Below are 25,482 nucleotides of genomic sequence, written 5' to 3'. Positions count from 1 at the left end.
ATGGATTGGGTCAACGCCATTGTTCAAGGTGTTCTTCTCGGCGGCCTGTACGCGCTGTTCGCCGCAGGCCTGTCGCTGATTTTCGGCGTGATGCGGCTGGTCAACATCGCGCACGGCGACTTCATCGTGCTGGCGGCATTTCTCGGCCTGACGATCACGACGACGCTGGGCCTGTCGCCTCTGACGGCCCTGGTTCTGGTCGTTCCGGTGATGGCGGCGACCGGGTACGTTCTTCAGCGCGGCATCCTCAACCATACGCTTGGCGACGATATCCTGCCGCCGCTGCTGGTGACCTTCGGCCTGTCGGTGATCATCCAGAACGGTCTTCTGGAAATCTACAGCGCCGATCCGCAGAAAATGAGTGCCGGTGCCCTTGAGACCGCGAGCCTGTCGTTGCCGGGCGATCTCAATATCGGGGTTCTGCCGCTGCTCATGTTCGCGGTCGCGGTGGCCGTCATCGCCGGTCTGCAGTGGATCTTCTATTACTCCGCCCTCGGCCGGGCCTTCCGTGCGGTGTCCGACAATCAGGACATTGCCCAGCTCATGGGTCTGAACAAGGCTCATGTCTTCGGACTGGCCATGGCCCTGTCCCTGGCCGTGGTCGGCATTGCCGGCGTGTTTCTCGGTATCCGCACGAGTTTCGATCCGTCGATCGGGCCCGGTCGGCTGATCTTCGGCTTTGAAGCGGTGATCATCGGCGGCCTCGGCAATCTCTGGGGCACCCTGATCGGCGGTATCATCCTGGGCGTCAGCCAGAACATCGGCGCCCAGATCAATCCGGGATGGCAGCTGCTTGCCGGCCACCTTGCCTTTCTGTTCGTGCTCGCCGTCCGCCCGCGCGGCCTGTTTCCCAGGATCGACTGATGACACCAGCACACACTCACAAGATTTCGCGATCCTCGAAGACGGCCGTGACCGCGGCGGTCCTGGGGCTTGTGGTCCTGGCCCTGCTGGTCGCCGCGCCGTGGTGGGCCGGACGCGCCGACATGCGGCTCCTCAGCGAGATCTTTCTCTATCTTTCGCTGGCGTGCCTGTGGAACCTGCTCGCCGGTTATGCGGGTCTGGTCTCGGTCGGCCAGCAGGCGTTTGTCGGCTTCGGCGGCTACATGCTGTTCGCCCTGGCGATGTTCGCCGGCTTGTCGCCGCTCGCGGCCATTCCGCTGGCCGGGGTCCTCGGAGCGCTGGTGGCCGTTCCGGTCGCCTTGCTCATCTTCCGGCTGCGCGGGGCCTATTTCGCGATCGGCACATGGGTGATGGCGGAGGTCTTCCGCCTGTCCTTTGCCCAGGTATCCGCGCTTGGCGGCGGATCGGGGACCAGCTTGCCGGTCGCGCTCGTGAAATCGATCGCCTCCAGCCGGTCGATGCGCGAGGCGACCACCTACTGGCTGGCGCTCGGCATGGCGGTGCTGGTGCTTGTGGTGATCTACGCCCTGTTGCGCTCGCGCAGCGGGCTGGCCCTGACCGCAATCCGCGACAGCGAACTGGCCTCGCAAAGCTTCGGCATCGACATCTGGCGGCACAAGTTTGCGGTCTATGTGCTCACGGCAGGGCTCACCGCGATGACCGGAGCGCTGATCTTCCTGCAAAAGCTCAGGATCTCGCCGGATGCGGCATTCAGTGTCAACGACTGGACCGCCTTCGTGATCTTCATCGTCGTGATCGGCGGCATCGGTACGCTGGAAGGGCCAATCATCGGTGTGATCGTGTTCTTTCTGCTGCGCGAAACCCTGGCCGATCTCGGATCTACCTACCTGCTGATCCTGGGGATGGTGGCGATCGTCGTGATGCTCAAGGCACCGAAGGGGCTCTGGGGAACCCTGAAGGCGCGCACAGGCCTGGAACTGTTCCCGCTGTCTCGGCGGGTGGTGAAAAACAAGACTTGAAAAGGGAGGCGGCATTGGCTCGCAAACGCAACAAGACCATCATAACCTGCGCGGTCACCGGGGCGATCCATACCCCGACCATGTCCGATGCGCTGCCTTACACCTATGACGACATCGCCCGGCAGGCCATCGGCGCCGCGGAAGCGGGCGCGTCCATCCTGCACCTGCATGCGCGCGACAACGAGACCGGGGCGCCTTCCGTCGATCCCGCCGACTTCGCGCCGTTCCTGCCGCGCATCAAGCAGGCGACCGACGCGGTCGTCAACATCTCGACCGGCGGATCGTTGTCGCTTTCCATTCAGGACCGGATCAGGCCCGCGGCGACGTTCAGCGCGGAAATGTGCTCGATGAACATGGGCAGCATGAATTTCTCGTTTCATCCGCTCGCGGGACGCTACGAGAACTGGAAGTTCGACTGGGAACGCGACTATGTCGCCAATTCCGACGGCAATATCTTCCGCAACACGTTCAGGGACATTCGCGAGGCCGCCGAGACCCTGGCCCCACACGACATCAAGTTCGAGCACGAGTGCTATGATGTCGGTCACCTCTACAACCTGAAATTCTGCATGGATGCGGGGCTCTTCAAGGCACCGATCTTCATCCAGTTCGTCATGGGCATCCTGGGTGGAATCGGTGCGGATATCGACAATCTGGTGTTCATGAAGAAGACGGCGGACAAGCTGTTCGGCGACGATTACCGCTGGTCGGTTCTGGCCGCGGGGATGGCCCAGATGCCGATGGCAACCACCGCCAGCCAGATGGGCGGGCATGTGCGTGTCGGCCTGGAGGACAGCCTGTTCATCAGCCGCGGCAAGCTCGCCGACTCAAACGCCCAGCAGGTCGCCAAGATCCTCCGGATCGTGGAAGAGCTCGGCAGCGAAGTTGCAACACCCGACGAGGCGCGCGAGATGCTCGGCCTCAAGGGTGGCGACAAGGTAAATTTCTGAAAGGCCGTTCATGCTTACCCTTTATCATGCCCCCACCAGCGTCTGTTCGCAGAAGGTCCGTATCGGTTTCGCACTGATGGACCTGAGCTACGAAAGCCGCATGCTGAACCTTCAGGCGGGCGACCAGTTCGATCCCGACTATCTGAAACTCAATCCCGACGCGGTGGTGCCGACGCTGGTCGACGACGGTCTCGTCGTTGTCGAGTCGAGCCTGATCCTGGCCTATCTCGACAGGCAACACTTCGGCGGGCGGCTGATGCCGTCGGAAGCGGGTGCCCGGGTGCGTGCGGAGCACTGGCTGCTGCGGTGCCTGCCCATTCACGCGGCGATCAACACGCTCAGTTTTTCAACTGCGATGCGCGGCAAGATCCTGGCCGAGAAAACCAGCGCCGAGATCGACGCGCTGGCGGCCCGGTTTCCCGATCCGATGATGGGAAAGAAACGCAAGGACCTGATCCTGAACGGGCTTGCCTCGCCCTATGTGGCACAGGCGCTGATCTATCTGCGGCGCCTGTTCACCGACCTGCAGAATGAACTGGAGGAGGGGCCGTTCCTGAACGGAGCCAGCCCTGACATCAGCGACGTGGCCCTGTCCGCCTATGTCGACCGGCTCGACCGGCTGGGGTTCAGCGGCCTCTGGGAGGACACATTTCCCCGCGTTGGGGCATGGCTGGAAGCCTGGAAGGCGGTGCCGGCCTATGCACAAGGGATCACGGATCACCTGCCGCCCGGCAGCGCCGAGGCAATGAAGGCCGGCGGATCCGCGCACTGGCCGGAACTGGCGCTGCGCTGGAGGGAACTGGCCGACGGAACGCATTGAGAATTTCCGCCCGGTCCGGGCGGGAGACCGGCGGGTGTTCCCCGCTGCGATTTGGGAGGAGGATATGATGATGAATTCTACAACAAAGGCGGTCGCCGGGGCCTTGATGGTGGGCATGCTCACCGGCCCGGTGATGGCGGAAACGCTCAAGGTGACCACGTTTCTGCCGCCGGTGCACACGTTCGTAAAGGCTATCAATGCCTGGGGAGAAGAGCTCACGGACAAGTCCGGTGGTGAACTGGAGCTGGAAGTGTTTCCCGCAAGCCAGCTCGGACCGGCTCCGCGGCAGTTCGATATCGTGCGCTCCGGCGTCGCAGACATCGCGATCTTCCTGCATGCGGTCACACCCGGGCGGTTTCCGATGACGGAACTGGCCGGGCTTCCCCTGACCCATCCCTCCGAAGGGGATGCAAGCGCGGTCAGCTCGCGCCGCCTGACCGAACTCGCGCCCGAGTATATCGCCGGCGAGCATGAAGGAACGCGCATTCTGTGGATGGCGGTCACTCCGCCGCTCAAGATCAATCTGGCAAACACCGATCCGAGCGATCTGGGCAACCTGAACGGGCTGCGCCTGCGTTATGCCGGTTCGACCTGGCAAAAGATCGTCGAAACGCTCGGGGCAGCGCCCGTGCCGGTGCCGCCGGCAGAAACCGGTGAAGCGCTCTCCAAGGGCATTGTCGACGGCGCCACCTTTCCTTTCGAGGCAACCATGGCCTTCGACCTCGGGCCGGTCATCAAGTACTCGTTGGAACCCGGGCTCGCATCGGCGACATTCGCCGTCGTGATGAGCGACGCTGCCTATGAGCGTCTCTCCCCGGAGATGCAGAAGCTGATCGACGAGACCACCGGTCCGGACCGGGCCGCGTGGTTCGGCTCCCTGTGGGACGAGGGTGAGCAGCACGGCCGCAAATACATGGCCGATGCGGGCGTGAACATCGTCACGCTGGACGATGCGCAGCTCGAGAGCCTTCATGAGGCCTTCGCTTCCATCGTCGAGGACGGCAAGGCGCGTGCGGGCGACAAGGCGCAGGGCTTCCTTGAGGCCTACACGAAATGACGGCACAGCGGCCTGCCTCCGGGCAGGCCGCACCGTCAACCTGAAAGACGCGTCTGATGTTCGAAAATCCAGAAAAGACCGATCCCGTGACCCGGGTCATGCATCTGATCGCGGGGCTCGCCCTGACGGTCATGATGCTCGTGGTGGTCGGCGATATTGTCCTGCGTGCCGTCTTCAATATCCCGATCCAGGGAGCGTATGATGTGGTCGGCATTTCGCTGCTGGTCATGACGGTGTTCGGCATCGCACCGGTGGTGGCCCGCCGGGGAGAGATCGTCATCGATCTGGCCGACGCCTTTTTCCCGCAGAAGGTTCTTCGCGGGCTCGCGGTCGTCGCGGCATTGACGGGCGTTCTTCTGTTTGCCTTTTTCGGCTGGGCCATGATCGCACCGGCACTGGATGCCTGGCGCTGGGGCGAACGCTCTCTGGAGCTGGGTATCCCGAAGTGGCCGCTGTGGCTGATTGCCTTTACCGGGCTTGTCGGCATTTTCTGGGCCTATCTGCTGCAGCTCCGCCAGTCGCTTCGCAAGGCCCCGGCCGCGCCGGACGAAGAGGGCGGGTTGTGAGCACTTTTGTCCTCGGTCTCGGCGGCATCGCCGTGATGCTGATCCTGCTGTTCCTGCGGCAGCCGGTGTGGCTGGCGCTGGGCGTGATCGGCCTGGTCGGCAACTGGGCGCTGAACAGCCTGATGTCCGCGAAATTCATCGCGGGCACCACGATGTTCGACGTTGCCTCCAACTACAATCTTTCCGTCGTGCCGCTTTTCATCCTGATGGGCGAGATCGCCACGGGATCGCGCATGTCGGCGGAACTGTTCAATGCGGCGCGGGTGATTCTGTCGGGGGTGCGCGGCGGGCTCGGCCTGGCCACCCTGGCGGCGTCGGGAGCGTTCGGTGCGATCTGCGGCAGTTCCGTCGCCACCGCGGCCAGCATGACCCGGATCGCGATGCCGGAAATGAAGCGCGCGGGCTACAAGGAGGGGTACGCGGCGGCGTCGGTGGCCGCCGGCGGATCGCTCGGCATCCTGATCCCGCCCTCCATCATCCTGGTGATCTACGGGTCGATCACCGAAACGTCGGTGGCGCGTCTGTTCGCGGCCTCCATGCTGCCGGGGCTGGTGCTGCTTCTGCTGTATGTCGCCGTGGCGCTGATCGTGGCCCATCGCGGGTCCTCCGTGCCGAACGAGGCCGCGGCCCCGTTCCGGGACCGGGTCCGGGCACTGCGGGGACCGTGGCAGTTCATGGTGCTCTTCATCCTGACGATCGGCGGCATCTATGCCGGCATCTTCAGCCCGACGGAGGCTGCCTCCGTCGGGGCGTTCGGGGCGGCCTTGCTGGGGTTCCTGCGCGGGTCCCTCTCTATGACGGGCCTCTTCGATGCGATCAGGGCCAGCGTTCTGGTGTCCTGCGCGTTGTTCATGATCATCATCGGAGCGACGCTGTTTGCCAATTTTGTCGTCCAGACCCGGCTCCCGGATACGCTGCTCATGCTGGCCCAGTCCGCGGACCTTGCGGCCTGGCAGGTGATGGCGATCATCGTCGTCATCTACATCGTGCTCGGCTGCTTCCTGGAAGGCATCGGCATGGTGCTGATCACCGTGCCGGTGTTCCTGCCGATCGTGACCGGCTTCGGCTTCGATCCGGTCTGGTTCGGCGTTCTGGTCGCCCTCCTGGTCGAACTCGGCCTGATCACGCCGCCTGTCGGCATGAACCTGTTCATCATCCGTGCCCAGATGCCGGAGGTGCGCATGCAGGAGCTCTACCGGTCGATCCTGCCGTTCCTGATCGCTCCGGTCATCCTGATCGCGATCCTGTTTCTTGTCCCGTCCCTGGCGCTGTGGCTGCCATCCATCTTGTATTGAGGACCCGATGTCGATCCTGATCCTGGAATCGAATGCTGATTTCTATGCCTCCAGACTGGCTGAGAGCGTACCTGATCTTGAATTCAAGTCCGCGGCAACGGAGGAGGAGGCGCTTGCCCTGGCGCCTGACGCCAGGGTTCTGGTCGGTCTTGCCCCCTATCTCAGCCCGAAGCTGATTTCGGCCTGCGAAAAGCTGGAATGGATACAGGCTTTGACCACGGGGGTGGACAACCTCAAGGGCTTGAAAAACATCGCGATCACCAATTGCCATGGCATTCACGGTCCGCAGATGTCGGAACTGGCCGTCATGATGATGCTGGCCACGTTGCGCGAATTTCCGAAGATGCTGGCCAATCAGAAAGCGCATGCCTGGGAGCGCTGGCCGCAGCCGATCCTGAACGGGCGCACGGCCTGCATTGTCGGCCTGGGCGCCATCGCGGAGCATCTCGCGGGCATTCTCGCGGCGTTCGGCATGACGGTCACCGGCGTTTCCGGCGGTCGCAGCCAAGCGCCGGGTTTCGCGAAGATCCACCCGCGCGAAGAGCTCGCCGAGGCGGCAGGCGCCGCGGATTTCCTGATCCTGCTGACACCTTACACCCCGGAGACCCATCATATCGTCGGCGCGGCGGTGATTGCCGCCATGAAACCAACCGGCATTCTGATCAACATCTCCCGCGGCGGCTGTCTCGACGAGGATGCGCTGGAAGAAGCCTTGCGTGCCGGGCGTATCGCGGGTGCGGCCCTGGATGTCTTCTCCAGATCGCCACTGCCGGCCGGCGATCCTCTCTGGGACCTGCCCAACCTGATCGTCACGCCACATATCGGCGGGTTTTCCGACGTTTACCGGGAACAGGCGCTGCCGATCCTGGCGGCGAACATGACCGACTATGCAAAAGGCGGTGTGTCCGCGCTGAAAGGAAGGCTGGACCGATGACCAATTCTCCGGTTTCGATGGGGGAGCTCGGGCGGCGCTGGGCCGTCACCCGCGGCGTCATGGAGGCGCATGATCTCGATGCGATCGTCTGCCAGGCGCGCGAGGACTGGATGGGCGGTTACGTGCGCTGGCTGACCGATGTGCCGGCCAACAATGGCTACCCGCGCACGGTGATCCTGTTCCGGGACCGGCCGATGACGGTGATCGAGATGGGGGCCTTCGGCACCGACCGCAAGACCGATCGGGCGGCACCGGCAACGCGCGGTGTCGAGCGGGTCCTGGGCACGCCGTCCTTCCACTCGATCAACTACACCATCGATTACGACAGCGATCTCGTGGTGAGCGCCCTGAAGGACGCCGGGGCTGTACGTGTCGGAACAGTGTGCCCGGCGGCGCTGCCGCACGGGCTGATGCGCGCGCTGGAGACCGCGTTCGATCCGGTTGACGTCACCGACGCCCTGGACCGGGTGAAGGCCGTCAAGAGCGCCGAGGAAATCGCGCTGATCCGGCAGGTCGCCGCTCTGCAGGACAAGGTGTTCGAGGAGGTTTGCGACTTCATCCGGCCGGGTCTGACCGATCGCGACGTGGCCGCCCATGCGGAAGCCGTCGGCCGCAGGCTCGGGTCCGATCAGGGCATCTATCTCGGCCTGTCCGCGCCTCTCGGCCAGCCGTCGAGATTCATGAACCGGCCCTTTCAGACCCGGGAAATCCAGTCCGGCGATCACATGTCGCTGCTGATCGAGATCAACGGTCCCGGCGGCTTTTATCTGGAGATTGCCCGCACCATGGTGCTGGGCAAGGCCGACGACCATCTGCTGCAGGCGTTCCAGAATGTGAAGGACGCCCAGGAGCACACCCTGTCGCTGATGAAGCCGGGAGCGGCCCCGGCCGACATCGCGGCGGCGCATGACGCCTGGATGGAAGCGCGCGGACTGCCGCCGGAGATCCGGCTTTATGCCCATGGCCAGGGGTGCGAGATGGTGGAGCGGCCGCTGATCCGCAGCGACGAGACCTTGCCTCTTGCCGAAAACATGTGCCTGGCCGTTCACCCGGGCTACGACGACGGCCGGGTGTTCGCGGTGATCTGCGACAACTACCTGGTCACCTCCGACGGCGTCGGCGATTGCCTGCACAAGACAGACAAGAAGATTTTCGAACTTTGAAGGACCTGGAATGACCCTGACCCCGAAGATCGCGCTCGAAGAACACTTCATGCATCCCGATTTCGTCGACTACTGGACGACGACCGCGCCGAACATCAGCCCGGACCTGTTCGGCAAAGCGCGGACCGCGCTGGAGGATTTCGGCGAGATGCGGCTCGGTGCCATGGATGGCATCGGCGTCGAAAAGGCAGTCCTTTCCCTCGCGGGACCCGGCGTCCAGGCGGAAAAACGCACCGAAACCGCCGTGCGTCTGGCGCGTCAGGTCAACGATTTCCTGGCCGTAGAAATGGCGCAGCGGCCGGATCGTTATGGTGGCTTCGCGCATCTTGCCATGCAGGACCCCGCCGCCGCCGCAGACGAGCTGGAGCGCTGTGTCACCCAGCTCGGCATGCAGGGTGCGATGATCAATGGCCAGACGGGCGGCACCTATCTGGACGATGACCGCTATGCGCCGTTCTGGGAGCGCGTCTCGGATCTGGAGGTGCCGGTCTATATCCACCCGAACAACCCGCCGGAGCGGGTGCACATGTACCATGAGCATCCCGAGCTCTGGGGCCCGGTCTGGTCGTGGACCGTGGAGACGGCGACCCATGCGTTGAGGCTGGTCTTTGCCGGTACATTCGACCGGTATCCCGGTGCGAAGCTGGTGCTGGGACACCTTGGCGAATGTCTGCCCTACCTGATGTGGCGGCTCGACAGCCGCTGGGAGATCTCCAACCGGGGACCCATGCGCCTGGAAAAGGATCCGTCGGCGTATTTCAGGAACAATATCTGGGTGACCACCTCGGGCATGTGCGCCGACGCGCCGCTGCGCTGTGCCCTCGACATGATGGGTGCGGACCGGGTGCTTTTTTCAGTCGATTATCCGTTCGAACGGGCGTCCGAGGCCGGTGACTGGATCGAACAGGCCCCGCTGTCCGGCGAGGAGCGCGCCATGGTCTGCCATGAAAATGCGCTTGCCTTGCTGAAATTTCGGGGTCAGGACGCGGTATCCGATTGAGCCGCGCCACGGATGGCCGCGTTCCGATCCGTCAAGGCCGGGGGAGGGCGCGTCGGAGCGTCCCGCCCGTGCAGCGCAGCTTCTTGCCGGCTGCCGTCAGTGCAGCACCTCGCACTCGATCATGTTCGCACCGCGCAAATCGAATGCCGCCGGGGAATCTGCCCTGAAGCAGATTGACTTGCAGTGGTTGCCGGTCGGATCCACCGACTGATGGAAGGTATAGATCTGATCGGCGAACTCTTCGACCATCGACGGGGACCGGGCGGCAATGATGGCGCAACCGGATTGCTCGACGATGAGATCCTTGATGTCATGCATGATCCTGGCCGCCCTTTCCGGAGCGATGTTTGCCGGAATTTCATCTGCGAGCGCCAGCGAGGGTGTGTGAACCAGGCTGCGCAGGATTTCCGCGCGATGCTGCTGGCTGGCCGTCAGGTGCCTGGGCAGGAGATCGAGCTTGTCGCCAATGCCGAGACGGGTACCGAGCGAGGCGATCCTGGCGCTCGGCACCCGCCGTCCGAAGGTCTGCGACGGCAGGGCGGCATTTTCCCAGATATTCAGGAAGGGGAGCAGTCCGCCGGACTGGAGAGCATAGCCGATGTGAGGACGGCAGCCGCCAAGCGAAGCTTCGTAGCTCGCGGAAGCCGCGGTCAGGAGATCGGGCGTGCCGCCTCTTGTCATCGCGGCGATTTCAAACACCTCGCACCTGTCGGACGCGGTCGTCATCGACAGCAGGTCCAGCAGCGTGGTCTTTCCGCAGCCGGGCTCGCCCACGATCGCGACAACCTGCCCGGGACCGACCTTCATTTCGGGAAGCTCGAGCGTAAACGTCGTTTTCTGCGGGTCTCCCTTGGTCTTCGCCAGATTGCGGACGTTCAGGATGGGGCTCAGGTCGGGGTCTGAATGATGATGGGTCATGACGCGTTCACCTTTCTGTTCTGGAAAATTTCTTCCGGATGCCGGACAGCGCGGCGCAAGGCGCCGTCAATCGAGATAAGCGAGCCGCTGCGGTCTGTCCCGGTTGAGACCGGAAACCTGCCGAGCCGTTGCCGGCACCCGGTCCGGGGGCATTGCGCTTCGCGACGTCCGCTGCGGCGGTTTCGATGGGGCGATGGGGCCGGCGCGCGAGATGAAAAGATCGCGAGAATTGCGTTTTTTCTGGTGTTGCCACGTCTGTTCTCCCGGCGATCGACTGGCTCATATGCGTTTGTGCACATGCCAGATCTGCCGATGAAAACTGTCACGCCGGGACGGCAAACAGCGTGAAAATTACGCGTTCTGAGACGGGAAAGATCGTGAAAATTGGGTGAACGTATGAGTTGAATTTGTAACTCGTGGCTGCTAGTTTTTTTATCTCCAGCCCAAGATGTCGTGCATCTGCCTTTCCAGAACTATTGTCTACAGGCAAGCCGTTTGACCATTGCCCGAAAATTTACAATCAAGTTGATCGGCAGGTTTCAGTTGTGCACTGAAGACGGCTCGAGTATTCACGTCAAAAATCGCAAGGGGGCTGCACTGATCGCCATATTGGCACTGTCGGAGGGCTGTCAGGCAGAACGCGAACGACTTTACAATATTCTATGGTCGGGCCTGTCCGGTGAGGCGACAGATCAGAAACTGCAGGATAATCTTCGGCACTGCACGGCTGCCATCAAGGCCTCCATGGGTGAGGCCGCATTCAATCATCTGTTCGACCTGCAGCATCGGAACCGGATTGCCCTGCGTCCGGAAGCGGTTGACGTGGACCTTGTCAGTGTGGCGGCACAACTGGAAGCGGGCAAGCAGGTGGATCTTTCGTCACTCATGGGGCCGGGACTGCTGGAACTGCTGGGGCAACTGGAACTGGCCCGTGAGCCAGAACTGTCCGAATGGGTGTTCAATGAGCGGGCTCACTGGACAAACCGGATCGTCGAGGGACTTCTGGATTTCACCTCGCTGGTCAAGACCGACAAGGTCCATTCCGAACGACTTCGCCGTGCGAGCATTGCCCTGCGCCTCGACCCGGCGAACGAGGGGGCCCATTGCGCGATCATGATCGCCCATGCCGTTCAGGGAAATCCATTGGCGGCCAGACGCCACTTCGAGAAGCTGGAGACCTATCTGAAAACGGAATTCGATTGCCCTCCTCAGGATGAAACAATCAGCGTTTTCAAAGATATAACATCCGGGTCAGTCCGATCCGCCCATTTGCCGAAACCTTCGCAAATCGATCACGTTCCCTCCGAACGGATCCGGATCGCGGTGCTGCCTTTCACGGTCAAGCCGGACAATTTCGAGGAAGGCCTGCTGCGCATCGGCATCTGCGAACAGATCATCGAAGCGCTGTCCAAACTGAATGATTTCGCGGCGGTGGCCCACAGTTCGGTTTTCGGAATGTCCGTGGATGCGATGCCGCCCGCCGAACTTGGACAGATCCTCCACGTCCAGTACATCGTTCAGGGATTGATCCGGGAAATCGACGGCCAGATAAAGGTCAACGTCCAGTTCGTCCGCTGCAGTGATGCGGAAGTGCTGCTGACGCTGCGGTATCGGCAGACCCAGGGCAAGGTGTTCGAGCTGGAGGACCAGATCGCGCGTGACCTCGCGGGGGACCTGGAAATGCGCGTGCTGAAACTGGAGATCGACCGGGCGATACGGTCGGCCGCGGACGAAACCGGTCAGGCCAGCGAGTGGGTGCTGCGCGCGATCCCCTCAATCTACCGGCTGTCTCGCGACGAGTTCGACACGGCGTTCATTTCGCTGAAGAAAGCCCTCGAACTTGATCCGAATTATGCGCCCGCGCACAGCTGGATGGCCTTCTGGTATGCGTTTTATCTCGGACAGGGGTGGGGAAACGACAAGAACCTGACCACCGCCGGTCAGCATGCCCGGCAGGCGATCGAGCTGGCGCCGGATGACTCGCGCGCCTATGCGATTGCGGGTCATGTGGATTCCTTTCTTATGCGTCAGCCCGAACTTGGCGAGGTCATGCTCGACAAGTCGCTTTATCTCAATCCGAATTCGGGTTTCGCCTGGGCATTCAGCGCGATCAACCAGTGTTACCTGGGGCATTCGGATGTGGCGCTGCAACGGATGAAGGAGTATTCCAGCCTTTGCCCGCAGGATCCGTTCGGCTATTTCTTCGATACCATCTACTGCATCGCCCACACGCTGCTCGGTCAGTTCGAAACCGGCGCGGAATGGGGGCGCCGCACAACCAACGGCAACCCGAATTTCGTCAATGCAATCAAGCCTTTTCTTGTCTGTCTCGGGCACTTGAATTTGCATGCGGAGGCGGCCCGCATGCGCAAGATCCTGTTGGCGCGGCAGCCGAATTTCACCGTGGAGTCCGTGCGTCAGAATTATCCGCTGCGCGATCCGGACCAGCTGGAGCTCTATTGCGAAGGCCTGCGCAAGGCCGGAATCCCGGAGCGGTAAAATCCGGGTCTGACTTCCGTAATTTTCCGGAGTTAATTCACGCTGGATTCCGGGTCGAAAGGGCATTCTGTTTCTGTTGCCGCAAGTGGTTTGCGGCCGGAAATGGAGGTAAAATATGATTGTAGACAACACCACGTCCAGGGCGTTTCCCGACCGGTATTGGGAGCCCGACTTTCGTGCCTGTCTCGGCATGATCCGTTTGCTGGAAACGCCGGAATGGCGGGAAGTTGAAGTCCCGCCTTATCCGACCTCGAAATCCGTTCAGCAGCATGAGCTGGACGATCTTCGCGTCATGCAGGCGAGCCCGGAACGGCTTGATGTCCGCCGTGACGAAATTCTGGAAGAGGCGGATGAAGTCTCGCCCAAATTCGGCAGAATGATGCTGTTCAACGGGAAATCCCATCCACTGACGACAAGGGTGGTGCTCGACATGGTCATCGGCGGGCGCCCGATCATCATGTATTTCAAGAACAAGTTCAATCGGCCAAGGCCAAGCCAGGTGGATCCGGGCATTCTTCCGCTGATCGACGTGCCCGGTCACCCGGCCTATCCGAGCGGGCATTCGTTCCAGACCCATCTCGTGGCTCATGCCCTCGGCGAATTTGCGCCTCATCTGCGGGAACCGCTTGCGGCAATCGCCAACCGTGTCGCCGAGAACCGCGAATGGGCGGGGGTCCACTATAGCAGCGACAGCATCGCCGGCCGGGACCTTGCCGAAGCCCTGTTTCCGATGTTCAAGGCAGCCTTTGCCGAGGACTTCGAAGCAGCGGCAGCAGAATGGAGCTAAAGCCTGCCGGCAGCCATTGACCTCTTCAAGGGTCTGGCTGTTCAGGCAGGCTGCCACCGTGCCACCGTGCCACCAGGCTCTCCGGCCGGTGGTGTCTATTGCGTCTCCCAAGGGAGGGGCGACACCGCTGTCAGCGGGCGGACCGCAAGGACCGCTCCAACGCGTTACCAGCCATCGCAAACGGCCCGGGCGCTGTTCCGAAGCATTTCCCCGAGATCCGCGAAGTTCAAGAGTGAGGCACCGTCATACTGGGCGTCGCTTCTCGGTTCCATCCAGCCGAGCACCTTCCTGATAAACTCCCTGTTGTAGCTGCAGTCTGTTTCCTCAAGGTCGCGCAAGGTCGAAATCAGCCTGGCGCTTTGAGTGCCGGAGCTTGAAACACCGATGCAATAGCGGTTGGAGCGCCCCGAGAAGCTGAAATAGAGCGCGGGATCGTCCTCGGACGGCAGTATGGACGGCCGCCGATGGCAATCGGCCGCGCGCAACCAGCTGTGTGCGTGTTCGCCCGGAACCGGCGCAAGGTCCGTCAGGGGCACCACCTGGACGTCCGTGCTCAGCCGTCTTGCCGCCTGTTCGATGGCATCGTGCTGATGGTCATAGCTTGACTTCTGCGATGCCGGAGCGGGCAGGTAAATCAGGACGATGGACTGCGTGGATCTGGCGGATGCAAGGGGCGGACCTTCAAAATAGAGACGCATCTCCGCACTCAGAAACGGTCCCTCTGCGGCGATGGCGGGTTGACTGCCGGCGGTAGAGAGGCAACCGGCCGCCAGCACAAGGACTGCGCGCATCTGACGGAGCATCGTTTCGATCACGTTCATTCGTCCGTCCTCCACATGCGGGATACATCCCGGCAGGGCATTTTCGTTTTGGTGTCTGCTTTTACGTTGTCGCTCAGAAACGCGTTGTTCTTGTAGTATTCGAGCACGATCTGTAGAGATCTAACGTCGTGTTTCAGTTCCGGATGCCTCGCCATTTCCTGAAGGAGGTGCTCCATGCGCAGTTCTTCCCCCGCCAGATAGGAGGGTCCGCGTGTGAGGAACATGGACATCATCGACTTCCGAAACAGTTTTGCCTCGATTTCGCCGTTGTGTGATCTCTCGGCGCCGTTTTCAAATTCGTCGATCGTGTCGTTACCGTGCCGGACCCGGTAGGACATGCGCGAGACGTGGCCGGGGTCAAATTCGCTGTGCAGACGTTTCAGCAAGGCATTATAGGCCTGTGCCAGAGCGGGCTTTTCACGCAGCAGTTTGAAGACGAAGAGATCGATTATCAATTCATCGTCATGCGCAATGTCCACCGGGCAATTCATCGCTACCGCAGACGAGTTCCGACCCAGAAAATTTGCGATGAGTGGGCTTGCATTGCTGTGTTGGAACTCGGGGAAGTGTTCCCGCTGAATGAGATCGGCGACGCTGACCACCATGAAGAAATTGGGCTTGGCGAGATGCATTGCCTCGTGAAGCATGAGCAGCATCAACTCCTGGTCGCTGAAAGCGGCAACGACGGTGTCTGGGAGCATGAGCTCTCCCGTGAACAACACCTGGGGCGACCCTGTCAGCGCGACGTCACCCGTGCCGTCCGCGTAGAAGTGGATGGAATGGTTCAGGTTCCGGTTCCGGCCCCGGATTTGTTCCTCGACAGCGGGCACCATTGAAAGCACGAGTTCAGCGCCCAGGAGCTCCAGGATGCCTACTTTGCTGCCGGAGAAGACCTTGGCAACGGGTTTGATGAAGGGCAACGCCAACAGCTCGTCCAGGTCGATATACGCGCCTTTCTGACGAACATTCTTGCGGATCAGCGGCCAAGTCCCCAGCAGAACCCTGTATTTCAACGGCATGTCTGCCTGGTTGCTGAAGATCGCAGCGAGTGCCCGCTTCTCATGGATCTGGATCGATCCCTTCAGACGAAACGCGTTTTCCTCGTCTTCGGTCAGTGTCAGCCGCAGCAAGGGGCCGGCTTCAAGAAAGGCGGGTCCTTGTGGTCCCTTGCCGACGACGCTCTCCGGGCTGATCACGCCGCTCTCGGTAAGCTTCACGGAATGGGTGTCGACATAGTCGAATACGGTTGACAGGGCCGCCGCCCACATCTCTGCCAGTTCCTGCCGGCGCCAGGCAGGCAGCGCGGAAGGCGTGCGCCGTTCCGCTTTCAGTTCGTGGGCCTTTTTGTTGAGTTGCGCCTCGATCCGGTCGAGCGGAACCAGATCGTGGAAGGACCCGCCGGGAAAGCAGTATTCAGAGAATATGAGCGGTTGGCATTTCAGCGCCTTGTCGGTTGCCTCTGCGTAAGGCGCCGAGAAAAGGCTGGCTCCCCAGGCGCTCAGAAGGAGCAGTGACCTGCCATATGATTTGCGCATGTGATGTCCCCCATCGTGCTGTCTGCCTGTTGAAGTAGCCGGAGCGCCGGAAATCAGCGTGAAGCCGGACCGAGGACCGGCTTCACGGTCCGCGGGCAAGCCAGAAGCCGAGCTCTGGCGCGTTCGGGTTGCATGGCCGCGCCAGGTGGAAACCGGTGCAGGTCAGGGCTTGGCGGCACATCGTTTCGACCCCGTTCATTCGTCCGTCCTCAGCATGAGGACTACATCCCGGCAGGTCAGGTTCGAACCCGTGTGCGTTACGGCCTTTTCGTTCAGAAAGGCGTTGTTCTTGTAGTATTCGATGAAAGTCCGCATCATGCTGACGCTGTGCTTCAGTTCCGGATGTTTGGCCATTTCCTGAAGAAAATGTTCAATGCGGATCTGCTCGCCCATCAGATAGGAAAGACCGCGGGAGGAGAGTGTGGACATGAACGATTCCCAGAAGAGCTTGTCCTCCAGCTGGCTGTTTTTCGAGGTCCAGGCTCCGTCTTCAAGATAACCGATCATGTAGTCGCCGAGCTGAACGCGGTACGACATGGGCGACACACGGCCGGGATCGAATTCGCTGTGCAGGCGTTTCAGGAAAGCATTGTAGGCTTGTGCCAGTTCCGGCTTTCTGCGGAACAGGTGGAAGACGTAGTAGTCCGTCGCCAGTTCATCGTCATGGACAATGTCCAGCGGGCAATTTGCATCTTTTCCGCGCGCTTCCTGGCCCAGAAGATTGGCGAGGAAAGGCGCGCTCTGTGCGGTATCGAGGTCCGGGAAACTTTCCCGCTGGATGAGATCCGCGGCGCTGAGCAGCATGAACAAATTGGGCCGGGCAAGATGCATTGCCTCGTGAAACATGAGCAGCATCAATTCCGTATCGGACAGGGCGGCGACCATCGAGTCCGGCAGCAGCAGTTCTCCCGTGAACAGGACCTGGGGCGATCGCGTCGTCGACGCCGGATCTTCATCGGAGGCGTAGAAATGGATGGCGTGTTCCAGGGTGCGATTCCGGTCCCGGATCTTTTCCTCGAAGGCCATTTCGAGTGCGGCCACCACTTCGTAGCCCAGGCTTCCCAGGAAATTCGTACCGGACTTTTTGCTGGCCCGCGCATACTGGTCTGCAAAGGGTTTCAGGAAAGGTGTGGCGAGAATGTCGTCCAGATCGACATAGTCGCCGTTTCTGGGAACGCTGCTTCCCAGCACGGGCAACATCAGCAAAAATGGCTGGAGCTCCGACGGCAGGTCCTTGCCGTTGACGAGAGGCTTGCCGAATGTGCGGTCGTAATGAATCTGGATGGACCCATCGAGACGAAACACGTTTTTCTTTTCTTCCCTGAAGGTCAGGCGGAGCAAGGGGCCATCGTTGAGAAGGGCTGATGGTTGCGACCCGGAGCCGGTGGCGTCCTGCGGGCTGACGGCGCTCAAGTGCTCCAGTTTGAGGGAATGCTTGTCGGCATAGTCGAACGCGCTCGACAGGGCTGCCAGCCACATGTCTTCCAGTTCCTGTTTGCGCCAGGCCGGCAGCGCGGAAGGTTTGTTGCGTTTCGCCTTCAGTTCGCGGGCTTTTTCATTGAATTGCGTTTCGAGCCGGTCGAGTGGGACCAGATCGTGGAAGGACCCGCCGGGAAAGCAGTATTCGGCCAAGGCGAGCGGTTGGCATTTTACCGCCCGGTCGCTTGCCTGGGCTGCGTGTGCCCAAAAAAGGCCGGTTCCCCAGATGGTTAGAAGCAGCAGTGACCTGCCATATGATTTAAGCATGTGACGTCCCCCGTTGTTCTGTCTGCCGGTTGAATTAGCCGGATCGTCGGAATTCAGCGTGAAAGCGGACCGAAGACCGGCTTCACGGTTCGCGGACAAGCCAGAGGCCGAACTCGGGCGCGTTCAGGTTGCATGGCCGTGCCAGTTCGAACCCGGTGCCCGCCAGGGGCGCGTCCTGTCTTGCGGAAATATCGAGTTTGGCGAAGCCGCCGTTCGAACAATCCGGATCGGCCACGATCCCGCGCAACCGCTCGGTCTCCACCGGACCCTGCGGCAGGAAAATGCTCCTGGCAGCCGATTGGACCTCCACGTCGCTCGCGATCCGCCAGCCGTCCTGGCCGGTGTCCCTCACAACCGCCGCCAGTATGACCGCAAGGCTGTTGTCCGCGTTGTCCGGTTCGATCTGGGCAGCGTTGCCATATCGAAACAGGTCCCGCATCCAGACCAGCCCGGTATGTGGATCGGTGCGGGTGTCCAGGCCTGCGACAAAGGGGCGGAGCGGGGGCCGCGCAATACTGTCCGGGATCGATGCGGTGCAGACATCCGGGTAGATCAGGTCGATGGTGTCGACGTGAGCCAACACCGCCTGGCAGCTCTGCGGTGATCCGCCGCCCTGGTTCCGGAAAACCAGATCTACTCTGGCGTCTTCCGGAGTAAGAATGTTGAAAGGCCGTTCCTTGGTTGAGCAATGAAGGGCCCTTGTCGCGGCGCCCTCGCGGCTGATCTCGACAATGTCGGCGCCGTTGCCGCACTCGAACCGGAGGACGACGTCTCTGGGGGCAAAGGCCAGTTCGGTGATGGAGCGTTGCGGGCGATAGACCCTTTTGACCTGGCTGCCGTAAGTGAGTTCTTCCGGCGTGAGCGTCAGGTCCGGGTCCGACTGTTCGACCGTCCGGATGGCCGCATCGGCGCGGCCGGGAGACGGAAGGGCCAGCCAGCCGTCGGGTGGACAGGAAAAAACCGCCGGAACCGCTCCACCGGCCGTCGTCACGGTCACCGGCCCGCCGCCGGGCACACATTCCGCCCAATTGTCGGACGGCCACAGGAGTTGGGGTACTGCGGAGCGCGCAGAAATGACATAGGCGCCGCCGCCTGCCAGAAGTATCCCGGCGACGGCGGCTGAAATCAGCCATTTTGGCCGGGAACTTTTTTCCCGGGCGTCGTGATCCAGGCCGGTTTGTGCGGCCCTGGTTTGCGGCTGGTCCGGTATCTTTTCAGAAACTTCGTTCTGCGGCTGTGATTGGTGGGGCACCGGTCTTCGGCCCGCAGGCTGTTCACCCTCCGGTCCGGTCGAATGTGTGTCTGTGGCAGCCGGGCCCGCCGCTTCAGGGACTGGCAAGTTTATCTGGAAAAAATCGGTTACCCGTTTCGGAAACCGAAGCGTTCCGTCAATCAGAGCCTGCTCGTAGTCGGCAACAAATTTGTCGCAAGAGGCTTCGGTCCAGCTTGTCCAATTGTTTTCAAACCATTTGCGGAGCGCCTCATTACGCACTTCCTGCGCTTCATTCGGATCGTCCTGTGGCGGGCCAATGCCCAGCAACGCGGACATTGCCAGGGCATATTGATCGGTAACCCTGAACCGCTTTTTCCAGTAATCGTACTTTGAGTCAGTCGTTGTGCGAGGCCATTTCTCAATTTGAGACAAGTCCATCGGCAAGCTGGTGTCGTTGTAGATATCGCAGGCGATAATCAACTGTCTCTGTTGTTGAACAGCGCTCGAGAAGCGTTTTATCCAGCCCAAGGAATGCGGCTTGTCTTCAATTGTGTTTCCGTGCGTTTCAACGATCTGCGCAAGAGACGAATTTTCAGTTTTCCCGAGCAGCCAGTCACTTTTTTTTCCAAAATCTTCGATTACAAAAATGCTCATATAAAATCTTCTCCAGATACTCCTGATCTGCGAAAGCACGTCTTTCGGGCAAAGTTCCTCCAGAAAATTCAAGGAAAGAGATACCTTACGAAAAATAGCACGTTATCGGCGAATGGTAAGCGAAAATTTCAGATTTTTGAAATTTGAAATCAGATTTGAATTCAAAGAAAATAATTTGAAATCAATAGCTTATTGATGTTTCAATGGAGCGTTCTCGCTAGATTCCTTCTCAGCGGAAGTCATCGTGACGACCGCAATCGCGGAATGATCCGCAACGTGAGAAAGGAAACAACATGGCTGTCAACAAACGCGCTCTCGGCGCTCTCGGTGCTCTCGGTGCTCTCGGTGCTCTCGGGGCGCTTGCGCCGCGCAAGGCACTCACGGCGCTGAAGGCGCTCTGATGCCGAAGGGCACCAGGAGGGGGAGGGCATTGCCCTCCCCCGTCTCCGGTCCTGCCGCGCGCTTGCGGCCGGGACGGAGGGATGTCCTCAAGGGGGTCGCTGCACTCGGTGCACTGGGCGCTCTCGGCCTGAGCGGCTGCGGCGACCCGAGGCAACGCCTTTCCGTGTCCGGCGCGTCCACGATCGCACCTCCCACCGAAACCATCGCGAACCTGTTCAATGCCCAAAGATCCGATTTCCGGTGCGATGTCAGTTCCGGCGGCACCGGCTACGGGCTGAGGTCTCTTCGCGGGGGTTCTTCCGATGTCGCCATGCTCGCCAGGAAACTGTCGCAGGCGGAGCGGGACGGTCTCGCTGTGCGGGTGGCCGCGTATGACGGCATCGCCATCATCGCGCATCCCGATACGCCCCTGCCGGACGTCATGTCCGTCGAGGACTGTCGGTATCTTGCTTCCGGCAAGACCCGCCCGTCGGGTGTTGTGGTGGTCCAGAAACCGGAGGGTCAGGGAACGCGGCAGGCGTTTGCCAGCGGTCTGGGTCTTGTGCCTGCACAGCTCCATGGGGATGCGGAGGCCGGCAGCAATGGCCAGATGGTCCTGAATGTCAGCCGCACCGCCGGCGCGGTGGGCTATGTCTCCCATGTGGATGCCCTGGCCGCGCTGGACGCTGGCATCGGCTTGCGCATCATCCGCCTGAACGGTGTCCCGCCCAGCCTGGAGACGGTGGCCAGTGGCGCCTATCCGATCATCCGGCCGCTGGCCTACGCCTATCACGCGGGTCCGGCGCACACGGCCGGATCGCTGGGGGGCAGCGGCGTGAATGGGCTTCGCCGGAGCCTGGCGCCGCAGGTCTTCGTCGATTTCGCGACCGGACCGGAGGGGCGGAAGGTCTTTGCCGACCATGGCTTTGCACCGGCACGGGAGGGCTGACATGACCGGCCGCGCGAAAGCTGTCTTGAAAAAGGGTGTCGCGGGTGTTTCGCAATGGTTTTTACCGGCGATGATCCTCGGTGCGGCCGGTTTTCTGATCCTGGAGGCCGCTTCGGTGCTGGTCTCGGCCGGCGGGCTGCGGTTCCTGCAGCCTGTCTGGCGCCCGGGAGGCCAGGACTACGGCGTGGGCGCCCTTGTGATCTGCAGCCTGTTTGCGGCCTTGCCGGCCACCCTGCTGACGGTCCTGTTCGGAACACCCTGTGCTTTCCTGATGGCGCAGAGGGACGACAGCAAGCTGGTCGCGCTGGCGCGGGTGTCGCTGGGGGTCTGGGCCGGCGTGCCGTCGATTGTCGTCGGGGTTCTGGTCCTGGCCTGCCTGACACCCTTCACCGGGCTCTCCCTGCTGGCCGGCGTGTGTGCGATCGCCTGCATGATTTTCGCAGGTTTCGTCCTGTCGCTTGCTGCGTTGATCGAAAATGCCGACCGTGCGCGCTTTGTCTCGCTCAAGGCACTCGGCTTTGCCCATGTGTCCTGCCTCTATCACGGTCTGTGGCCGGAGATCAGGCGCACGGCCGGGGCGCTGGTCCTGTTGACGCTGGCGCGCGGTCTGGGGGAGGCGACGGCTGCGAGCCTCGTCATTGGCGGCATCGTTTCCGCGATTCCGCCGACCGTGTTCGGGGGAACGGAAACGCTGGCCACCGCCGTGTTGAAGGGGTTTCCGGTCGCCACGGGCGACTACATGGCCGCCATTTCCGTAACCGTCGCAACGCTGCTTCTGCTGATCGCCATGTGTGTGGCCGCCGCCGCCCGGATCAGGCGCGGCACGAACGAGGGAGAGTGAAACTCATGATGGCCGTTCCCCGCATCCTGCTGTTCACCGTGACCATCCTGCCCTTCGCGGCGATGCTGGTCCTGGTGGCATTGGCCGCACCCGGACTGGAGCTTGCCGCCGGCAGCGCTTCGCTCGGTGCGTTGGCACATGTCCTGCGCAACACCTTCTGGATCGTGCTGGGGGCGACGGCCCTGGCCTGGCTGGTGGCCTTGCCCGGGGTCCTGACCTCCTTCGCCGCGCTGGGCCGACGGGCGCCCGGCGGTGCCGTCCGGCAGATCGTCGATTTCGGCAGCACGTTTCCCCGTCTGCTCTGGGGCGTTGCGGGTGCGAGTCTTTTTGGCGGCGTTCTGGGTTTGGGGGTGTCGGCCCTGACAGGCATCCTGACCCTCGGCTGCCTCCTGGCGCCGATCGTGGCGACAACGCTTCAGGACGGCTTTGCCATTCAGGCGCGGCGCGTGTCGCCGACGTGCCGGATGATGGGCATGACCAGGTTCCAGGCCGTCTGGTATTGCGTTCTGCCCGCCGCAGCGCCCTCTCTGTGGACGGCCTTGCGGCTGTCGCTTGCACGCGGCCTGGGAGACGCCGCGGCTGTGATCCTCACGTCCGGCAGTTCCTTCGCACTGGCCTCTTCGCTGATGGATCCGGGAGCGACGCTGTCTGTCTATGTTCTCGTTCTTGTTCAGGAAACTCCCGGACAGCAACACACCGCCTATGCGGCGGCGGCTCTGCTGTTCGGTCTTTCGGGCCTGTTGCAGTGTCTTCCGGGCCTTCTTTCTTTCATTTTCAAACGCAGCCGGACTGGAGACTGAAATGCATATTGAGACGACCGGACCGACCCTGAAATTCAGGAACGTCTCGCTTGCCTGCGGTACCGGCACGATTGTCGAAAACCTGTCGTTCGGGATTTCCGGTGCCGGGCTGACCGGTCTCTTCGGCGGGTCCGGGAGCGGCAAGAGCAGCCTGTGCCGGGCAGCCACGGGATTGCTGGACAAGGACGTGCGGCAGCGCTCGGGAGAGATCCTGTTCAACGGCCGCCCGGTCGGGGACATGGAAGAAACCGATCTGCGCCGCAAGGTTCTGTATCTGCCGCAGAAACCGGTGGCCTTCCATGGAAGCGTCCTGAGAAACCTCGCACTCCCGCAGATCTGCATCCAGGGCGAACGCCGGAAGAGCAGGCATCTGGACGCGGCACGAGCGGCGTGCCTGCAAGCGGGCCTTCCATGCAGCGGGGCGTTTCTCGGCCGGTCCGCCGAGACCTTGTCGGTCGGGCAGTTGCAGCGGCTCGCGATTGCCCGGGCACTTGTTCTGGAGCCCCAGATCCTCCTGTTCGACGAGCCGACATCCGCCCTCGATCCCCTGCTGACGGCGGAGGTCGGCAAGACACTGACGCGGATTGCCGGATCGAAGCCGGTCGTGGTGGTCACACACGACATGCGCATCGCGCCCTCGTGCAAATCCGTCCTTTTTCTGGAAAAAACCGATGCCGCCGCGCCGGTTCTGCATCAGGGCACGTTTGAGGAAATTTTCGGTGCCGAAACATCACCGGGATACGCGTTCGCACACCCGGATTTTCATGCATCCTGAGCCGGGAACACCGGCGATACGGTGAATGGGTGGCGCCATCTTTCTAGTCCGTCCTGCCGTCGAGGTAGGCCTGCCAGGTCCGTGTGACATCCTCGTTGCTGTCGCAACCGAGCGTCTCCGGCCTACCCGACGCGACCCGCAGTCGGTTGGGGGCCAGTTCCCTGATGAGCGAAAGACCGGCGCGGCAGACAATGAGATTGGCCTGGAAGACGTCATCGATCATGCCGTCGAGGGCGGCCCTGTCGGCGCGATCCCGGTAAGCGCAGGCAAACCGCTCTTCGAAATCCGCCGCGCCAAGACTGTCGACTTCAGCGATCCGCAGATTGCATCTCTCCGCGAACCTGAGATCGAATGCCCGTTCAAAGGCATCGCGAACCGTCTCTCCGGCCTGGGTCAGCTTGCACAACTGGTAAGCCAGGACTTCGTCGTTGCTGAAGCGACTGCGCAGGTAATTTTCAATGTTTTCGGACATCGCCCTGTTCAGTTTGTGAGTCACCACTTTTCCGGCGACGTCACCAACGCTTTTCGACAGCAAACCCGGATCATTCCCGCCCAGGGCAGAGGTCAGCAGGCCGCCGACGATCATGCCGCCCGCGTCGGACAGGATGCTGGCCTCGGCATTCATGAGTGCCCGTTGCAGCCTTTCGTCAAAGGTGTTGCAGGTCCCGCTTTGCTCGATCGTGTCGAGAATGCCAAGCCCGAGCCCTGTTATCGCTCCGCTTGATCTGGCGATATCCCTTCCCAACTGGCCCAGGACGCTGTCTGCACTGTTGTCAAGATCTGGTGGAGAATTCTCAGGCGTCTGGGGGCGGCCAGGTGTCAGCGGCAATTGCAATTGTTGTGGCCGGGCCGGAGGCATCGGAGGGGGCTCGATGCCCGGCAGGCTCAGCTGAGGCGATGTCTGTTGCGAAACGGCTGGCAGTGACACCGGAAGCGCAAGCAGCAAGGCGATGACAGGGCCAAAAACTTTCCAGGACATGGTCAGCACCCCTCCGGAGTTGCCGTACGGACGGCGCTGGACAAGACCTCCCTGAGATCGGCCCCCCGCACCGATGTGAAGAGCTGGCCACCTGTCGCTTCGGCGATACAGGCATGCTGCGTCGCCTGACCGATCGTCACGACATGCACTGGCACATCCCGGCCCGCGGCTTGCGCCACGGCACAGGGATCGCCGCGGCAGGTATCGCGACCGTCGGTTACAAGCACCAAAGCGGCGCTGTGGTCACCGGACGACCGGGCGTGTCGAAGCGCGCTCTCGAGCGCCTTTGCCAATGGGGTGGACGGACGTGCCTTGAGTTTCTCGACCAAGCCGATCAGGCCGGGCCGCTCTGCTTTGGAAAACGTTCCCTTGACGCTGACACCTGAGCAGCCGGCGAATGTGATCAGGCTCCAGTTCCTGTCCACCGGATCGCCTTCAACAATCTCGCGGACCGTTGTCTTCAGTTCATCGAGGCGACTGGTGCCGGCATTGGCGATAAGCTGGTTGTACTTGCGGTTGGCTTTCATGACCTCGGACGCGCGGCCCGTCTCGATGATGTGTTCGAGACCCTCGATCTCCGTAGCATTCGCATCCGCCGGAAGGGCCATGCTCTTGGAATGGTCCAGGACCAGCAGAAGATCCCTGACGGTTTGCGGCGAGGCGGATGTCCCGGAACAATCCGGCGTGCCGGCCGCCGCCTCCTGGTCCACAGGGGCATCCGGGGCCGGCGTGGTTGGCGTGGGGCCTTCCGGTGCCTGTCCCGCCGGAGCTTCGGCAGCGGGTGGACCATTGTCCAGGGGAGCCGCCGCAGGCGGGGTGCCGGGTGGCAACTGTCCGGATGGCTGATCACCGGAGGCCGGTGCGGCAAGGCCTGGGGCGTTCCCAGAGGGGCTCCCAGAGGCACTCCCGGGTCCCG

At 61.9% G+C, this 25,482-nt stretch carries 23 protein-coding genes; 16 read left to right on the top strand and 7 right to left on the bottom strand.

Going from position 1 to position 25,482, the window contains the following annotated elements:
- The 10 genes from WNZ15_RS24090 to WNZ15_RS24045 all read left to right on the top strand — a co-directional run bounded on the left by WNZ15_RS24090 (nucleotide 1) and on the right by WNZ15_RS24045 (nucleotide 9,668).
- Nucleotides 1-864, top strand: coding sequence for a branched-chain amino acid ABC transporter permease (locus WNZ15_RS24090; RefSeq protein WP_342895590.1), 864 nt, complete (start codon nucleotides 1-3; stop codon nucleotides 862-864).
- Complete coding sequence (locus WNZ15_RS24085) at nucleotides 864-1,883, top strand: branched-chain amino acid ABC transporter permease (protein ID WP_342895589.1); 1,020 nt, start codon at nucleotides 864-866, stop codon at nucleotides 1,881-1,883. The genes WNZ15_RS24090 and WNZ15_RS24085 overlap by 1 nt, the downstream gene beginning before the upstream one ends.
- 14 nt (nucleotides 1,884-1,897) lie before the next feature.
- Nucleotides 1,898-2,833, top strand: coding sequence for a 3-keto-5-aminohexanoate cleavage protein (locus WNZ15_RS24080; RefSeq protein ID WP_342895588.1), 936 nt, complete (start codon nucleotides 1,898-1,900; stop codon nucleotides 2,831-2,833).
- A 10-nt stretch (nucleotides 2,834-2,843) separates the two neighbouring features.
- Nucleotides 2,844-3,653, top strand: a complete 810-nt coding sequence (locus tag WNZ15_RS24075) for a glutathione S-transferase family protein (protein ID WP_342895587.1) — start codon at nucleotides 2,844-2,846, stop codon at nucleotides 3,651-3,653.
- A 70-nt stretch (nucleotides 3,654-3,723) separates the two neighbouring features.
- Nucleotides 3,724-4,710: a TRAP transporter substrate-binding protein gene (locus WNZ15_RS24070; protein ID WP_342895586.1), complete on the top strand. Its 987-nt coding sequence runs from the start codon at nucleotides 3,724-3,726 to the stop codon at nucleotides 4,708-4,710.
- Between the two features lie 56 nt (nucleotides 4,711-4,766).
- Nucleotides 4,767-5,276, top strand: coding sequence for a TRAP transporter small permease (locus WNZ15_RS24065; protein WP_342895585.1), 510 nt, complete (start codon nucleotides 4,767-4,769; stop codon nucleotides 5,274-5,276).
- On the top strand, nucleotides 5,273-6,571 hold the full coding sequence (locus tag WNZ15_RS24060; protein ID WP_342895584.1) for a TRAP transporter large permease: 1,299 nt from the start codon (nucleotides 5,273-5,275) through the stop codon (nucleotides 6,569-6,571). Before WNZ15_RS24065 ends, WNZ15_RS24060 begins: the two co-directional genes overlap by 4 nt.
- 7 nt (nucleotides 6,572-6,578) lie before the next feature.
- Entirely contained in the window at nucleotides 6,579-7,505 is a 927-nt protein-coding gene (locus WNZ15_RS24055; protein ID WP_342895583.1) for a D-2-hydroxyacid dehydrogenase, read from the top strand.
- Nucleotides 7,502-8,668 (top strand): M24 family metallopeptidase, encoded by a 1,167-nt coding sequence (locus WNZ15_RS24050; RefSeq protein ID WP_342895582.1) that lies wholly within the window; start codon nucleotides 7,502-7,504, stop codon nucleotides 8,666-8,668. The genes WNZ15_RS24055 and WNZ15_RS24050 overlap by 4 nt, the downstream gene beginning before the upstream one ends.
- Nucleotides 8,669-8,678: 10 nt before the next feature.
- The gene (locus WNZ15_RS24045) at nucleotides 8,679-9,668 is read left to right on the top strand and encodes an amidohydrolase family protein (protein ID WP_342895581.1); all 990 of its coding nucleotides are present in this window, start codon (nucleotides 8,679-8,681) and stop codon (nucleotides 9,666-9,668) included.
- Between the two features lie 96 nt (nucleotides 9,669-9,764).
- Here the strand turns inward: WNZ15_RS24045 and WNZ15_RS24040 are convergent, their stop codons facing one another.
- Nucleotides 9,765-10,586, bottom strand: coding sequence for an ATP-binding cassette domain-containing protein (locus WNZ15_RS24040; RefSeq protein ID WP_342895580.1), 822 nt, complete (start codon nucleotides 10,584-10,586; stop codon nucleotides 9,765-9,767).
- A gap of 744 nt (nucleotides 10,587-11,330) precedes the next feature.
- On the opposite strand from WNZ15_RS24040, the gene WNZ15_RS24035 reads away from it, so the two are divergent.
- Both WNZ15_RS24035 and WNZ15_RS24030 read left to right on the top strand, forming a co-directional pair.
- The gene (locus tag WNZ15_RS24035) at nucleotides 11,331-13,085 is read left to right on the top strand and encodes a BTAD domain-containing putative transcriptional regulator (RefSeq protein ID WP_342895579.1); all 1,755 of its coding nucleotides are present in this window, start codon (nucleotides 11,331-11,333) and stop codon (nucleotides 13,083-13,085) included.
- Between the two features lie 115 nt (nucleotides 13,086-13,200).
- Nucleotides 13,201-13,872, top strand: a complete 672-nt coding sequence (locus WNZ15_RS24030) for a phosphatase PAP2 family protein (protein ID WP_342895578.1) — start codon at nucleotides 13,201-13,203, stop codon at nucleotides 13,870-13,872.
- Nucleotides 13,873-14,036: 164 nt separating this feature from the next.
- Here WNZ15_RS24030 and WNZ15_RS24025 read toward each other — a convergent pair whose 3' ends face one another.
- From WNZ15_RS24025 to WNZ15_RS24010, 4 genes are all read right to left on the bottom strand, one after another.
- Nucleotides 14,037-14,693, bottom strand: coding sequence for a hypothetical protein (locus tag WNZ15_RS24025; protein ID WP_342895577.1), 657 nt, complete (start codon nucleotides 14,691-14,693; stop codon nucleotides 14,037-14,039).
- Nucleotides 14,690-16,228: a hypothetical protein gene (locus tag WNZ15_RS24020; protein ID WP_342895576.1), complete on the bottom strand. Its 1,539-nt coding sequence runs from the start codon at nucleotides 16,226-16,228 to the stop codon at nucleotides 14,690-14,692. The genes WNZ15_RS24025 and WNZ15_RS24020 overlap by 4 nt, the downstream gene beginning before the upstream one ends.
- A gap of 195 nt (nucleotides 16,229-16,423) precedes the next feature.
- Nucleotides 16,424-17,974, bottom strand: coding sequence for a hypothetical protein (locus WNZ15_RS24015; protein ID WP_342895575.1), 1,551 nt, complete (start codon nucleotides 17,972-17,974; stop codon nucleotides 16,424-16,426).
- An 82-nt stretch (nucleotides 17,975-18,056) separates the two neighbouring features.
- Nucleotides 18,057-18,971 (bottom strand): hypothetical protein, encoded by a 915-nt coding sequence (locus tag WNZ15_RS24010; protein ID WP_342895574.1) that lies wholly within the window; start codon nucleotides 18,969-18,971, stop codon nucleotides 18,057-18,059.
- A 1,300-nt stretch (nucleotides 18,972-20,271) separates the two neighbouring features.
- On the opposite strand from WNZ15_RS24010, the gene WNZ15_RS24005 reads away from it, so the two are divergent.
- From WNZ15_RS24005 to WNZ15_RS23990, 4 genes are read left to right on the top strand one after another with little or no spacing between them, the layout of a single operon-like run.
- Nucleotides 20,272-21,171, top strand: coding sequence for a substrate-binding domain-containing protein (locus WNZ15_RS24005; protein ID WP_342895573.1), 900 nt, complete (start codon nucleotides 20,272-20,274; stop codon nucleotides 21,169-21,171).
- Between the two features lies 1 nt (nucleotide 21,172).
- Nucleotides 21,173-22,012 carry a hypothetical protein gene (locus tag WNZ15_RS24000; protein WP_342895572.1) on the top strand — a complete coding sequence of 280 codons (840 nt, stop codon included), beginning with the start codon at nucleotides 21,173-21,175 and terminating at the stop codon, nucleotides 22,010-22,012.
- Nucleotides 22,013-22,017: 5 nt separating this feature from the next.
- Nucleotides 22,018-22,812, top strand: a complete 795-nt coding sequence (locus WNZ15_RS23995) for an ABC transporter permease subunit (RefSeq protein ID WP_342895571.1) — start codon at nucleotides 22,018-22,020, stop codon at nucleotides 22,810-22,812.
- 1 nt (nucleotide 22,813) lies between these two features.
- Nucleotides 22,814-23,587 carry an ATP-binding cassette domain-containing protein gene (locus WNZ15_RS23990; RefSeq protein WP_342895570.1) on the top strand — a complete coding sequence of 258 codons (774 nt, stop codon included), beginning with the start codon at nucleotides 22,814-22,816 and terminating at the stop codon, nucleotides 23,585-23,587.
- Nucleotides 23,588-23,630: 43 nt separating this feature from the next.
- Here WNZ15_RS23990 and WNZ15_RS23985 read toward each other — a convergent pair whose 3' ends face one another.
- Entirely contained in the window at nucleotides 23,631-24,566 is a 936-nt protein-coding gene (locus WNZ15_RS23985; protein WP_342895569.1) for a hypothetical protein, read from the bottom strand.
- A gap of 2 nt (nucleotides 24,567-24,568) precedes the next feature.
- Nucleotides 24,569-25,276 (bottom strand): VWA domain-containing protein, encoded by a 708-nt coding sequence (locus tag WNZ15_RS23980; protein ID WP_342895568.1) that lies wholly within the window; start codon nucleotides 25,274-25,276, stop codon nucleotides 24,569-24,571.
- Nucleotides 25,277-25,482: the final 206 nt, after the last annotated feature.

It is taken from the genome of Roseibium sp. AS2 (assembly GCF_038900065.1).
GTDB lineage: Bacteria > Pseudomonadota > Alphaproteobacteria > Rhizobiales > Stappiaceae > Roseibium.
This window is presented reverse-complemented; position numbering and strand designations above follow the sequence as displayed.

Coding starts and splice junctions, on each gene's coding strand:
- WNZ15_RS24090 (WP_342895590.1), top strand. CDS start 1: ATGGATTGGGTCAACGCCATTGTTCAAGGTGTTCTTCTCGGCGGCCTG.
- WNZ15_RS24085 (WP_342895589.1), top strand. CDS start 864: ATGACACCAGCACACACTCACAAGATTTCGCGATCCTCGAAGACGGCC.
- WNZ15_RS24075 (WP_342895587.1), top strand. CDS start 2,844: ATGCTTACCCTTTATCATGCCCCCACCAGCGTCTGTTCGCAGAAGGTC.
- WNZ15_RS24070 (WP_342895586.1), top strand. CDS start 3,724: ATGAATTCTACAACAAAGGCGGTCGCCGGGGCCTTGATGGTGGGCATG.
- WNZ15_RS24065 (WP_342895585.1), top strand. CDS start 4,767: ATGTTCGAAAATCCAGAAAAGACCGATCCCGTGACCCGGGTCATGCAT.
- WNZ15_RS24055 (WP_342895583.1), top strand. CDS start 6,579: ATGTCGATCCTGATCCTGGAATCGAATGCTGATTTCTATGCCTCCAGA.
- WNZ15_RS24050 (WP_342895582.1), top strand. CDS start 7,502: ATGACCAATTCTCCGGTTTCGATGGGGGAGCTCGGGCGGCGCTGGGCC.
- WNZ15_RS24045 (WP_342895581.1), top strand. CDS start 8,679: ATGACCCTGACCCCGAAGATCGCGCTCGAAGAACACTTCATGCATCCC.
- WNZ15_RS24040 (WP_342895580.1), bottom strand. CDS start 10,586: ATGACCCATCATCATTCAGACCCCGACCTGAGCCCCATCCTGAACGTC.
- WNZ15_RS24035 (WP_342895579.1), top strand. CDS start 11,331: ATGGGTGAGGCCGCATTCAATCATCTGTTCGACCTGCAGCATCGGAAC.
- WNZ15_RS24030 (WP_342895578.1), top strand. CDS start 13,201: ATGATTGTAGACAACACCACGTCCAGGGCGTTTCCCGACCGGTATTGG.
- WNZ15_RS24025 (WP_342895577.1), bottom strand. CDS start 14,693: ATGAACGTGATCGAAACGATGCTCCGTCAGATGCGCGCAGTCCTTGTG.
- WNZ15_RS24020 (WP_342895576.1), bottom strand. CDS start 16,228: ATGCGCAAATCATATGGCAGGTCACTGCTCCTTCTGAGCGCCTGGGGA.
- WNZ15_RS24015 (WP_342895575.1), bottom strand. CDS start 17,974: ATGCTTAAATCATATGGCAGGTCACTGCTGCTTCTAACCATCTGGGGA.
- WNZ15_RS24000 (WP_342895572.1), top strand. CDS start 21,173: ATGACCGGCCGCGCGAAAGCTGTCTTGAAAAAGGGTGTCGCGGGTGTT.
- WNZ15_RS23995 (WP_342895571.1), top strand. CDS start 22,018: ATGATGGCCGTTCCCCGCATCCTGCTGTTCACCGTGACCATCCTGCCC.
- WNZ15_RS23990 (WP_342895570.1), top strand. CDS start 22,814: ATGCATATTGAGACGACCGGACCGACCCTGAAATTCAGGAACGTCTCG.
- WNZ15_RS23985 (WP_342895569.1), bottom strand. CDS start 24,566: ATGTCCTGGAAAGTTTTTGGCCCTGTCATCGCCTTGCTGCTTGCGCTT.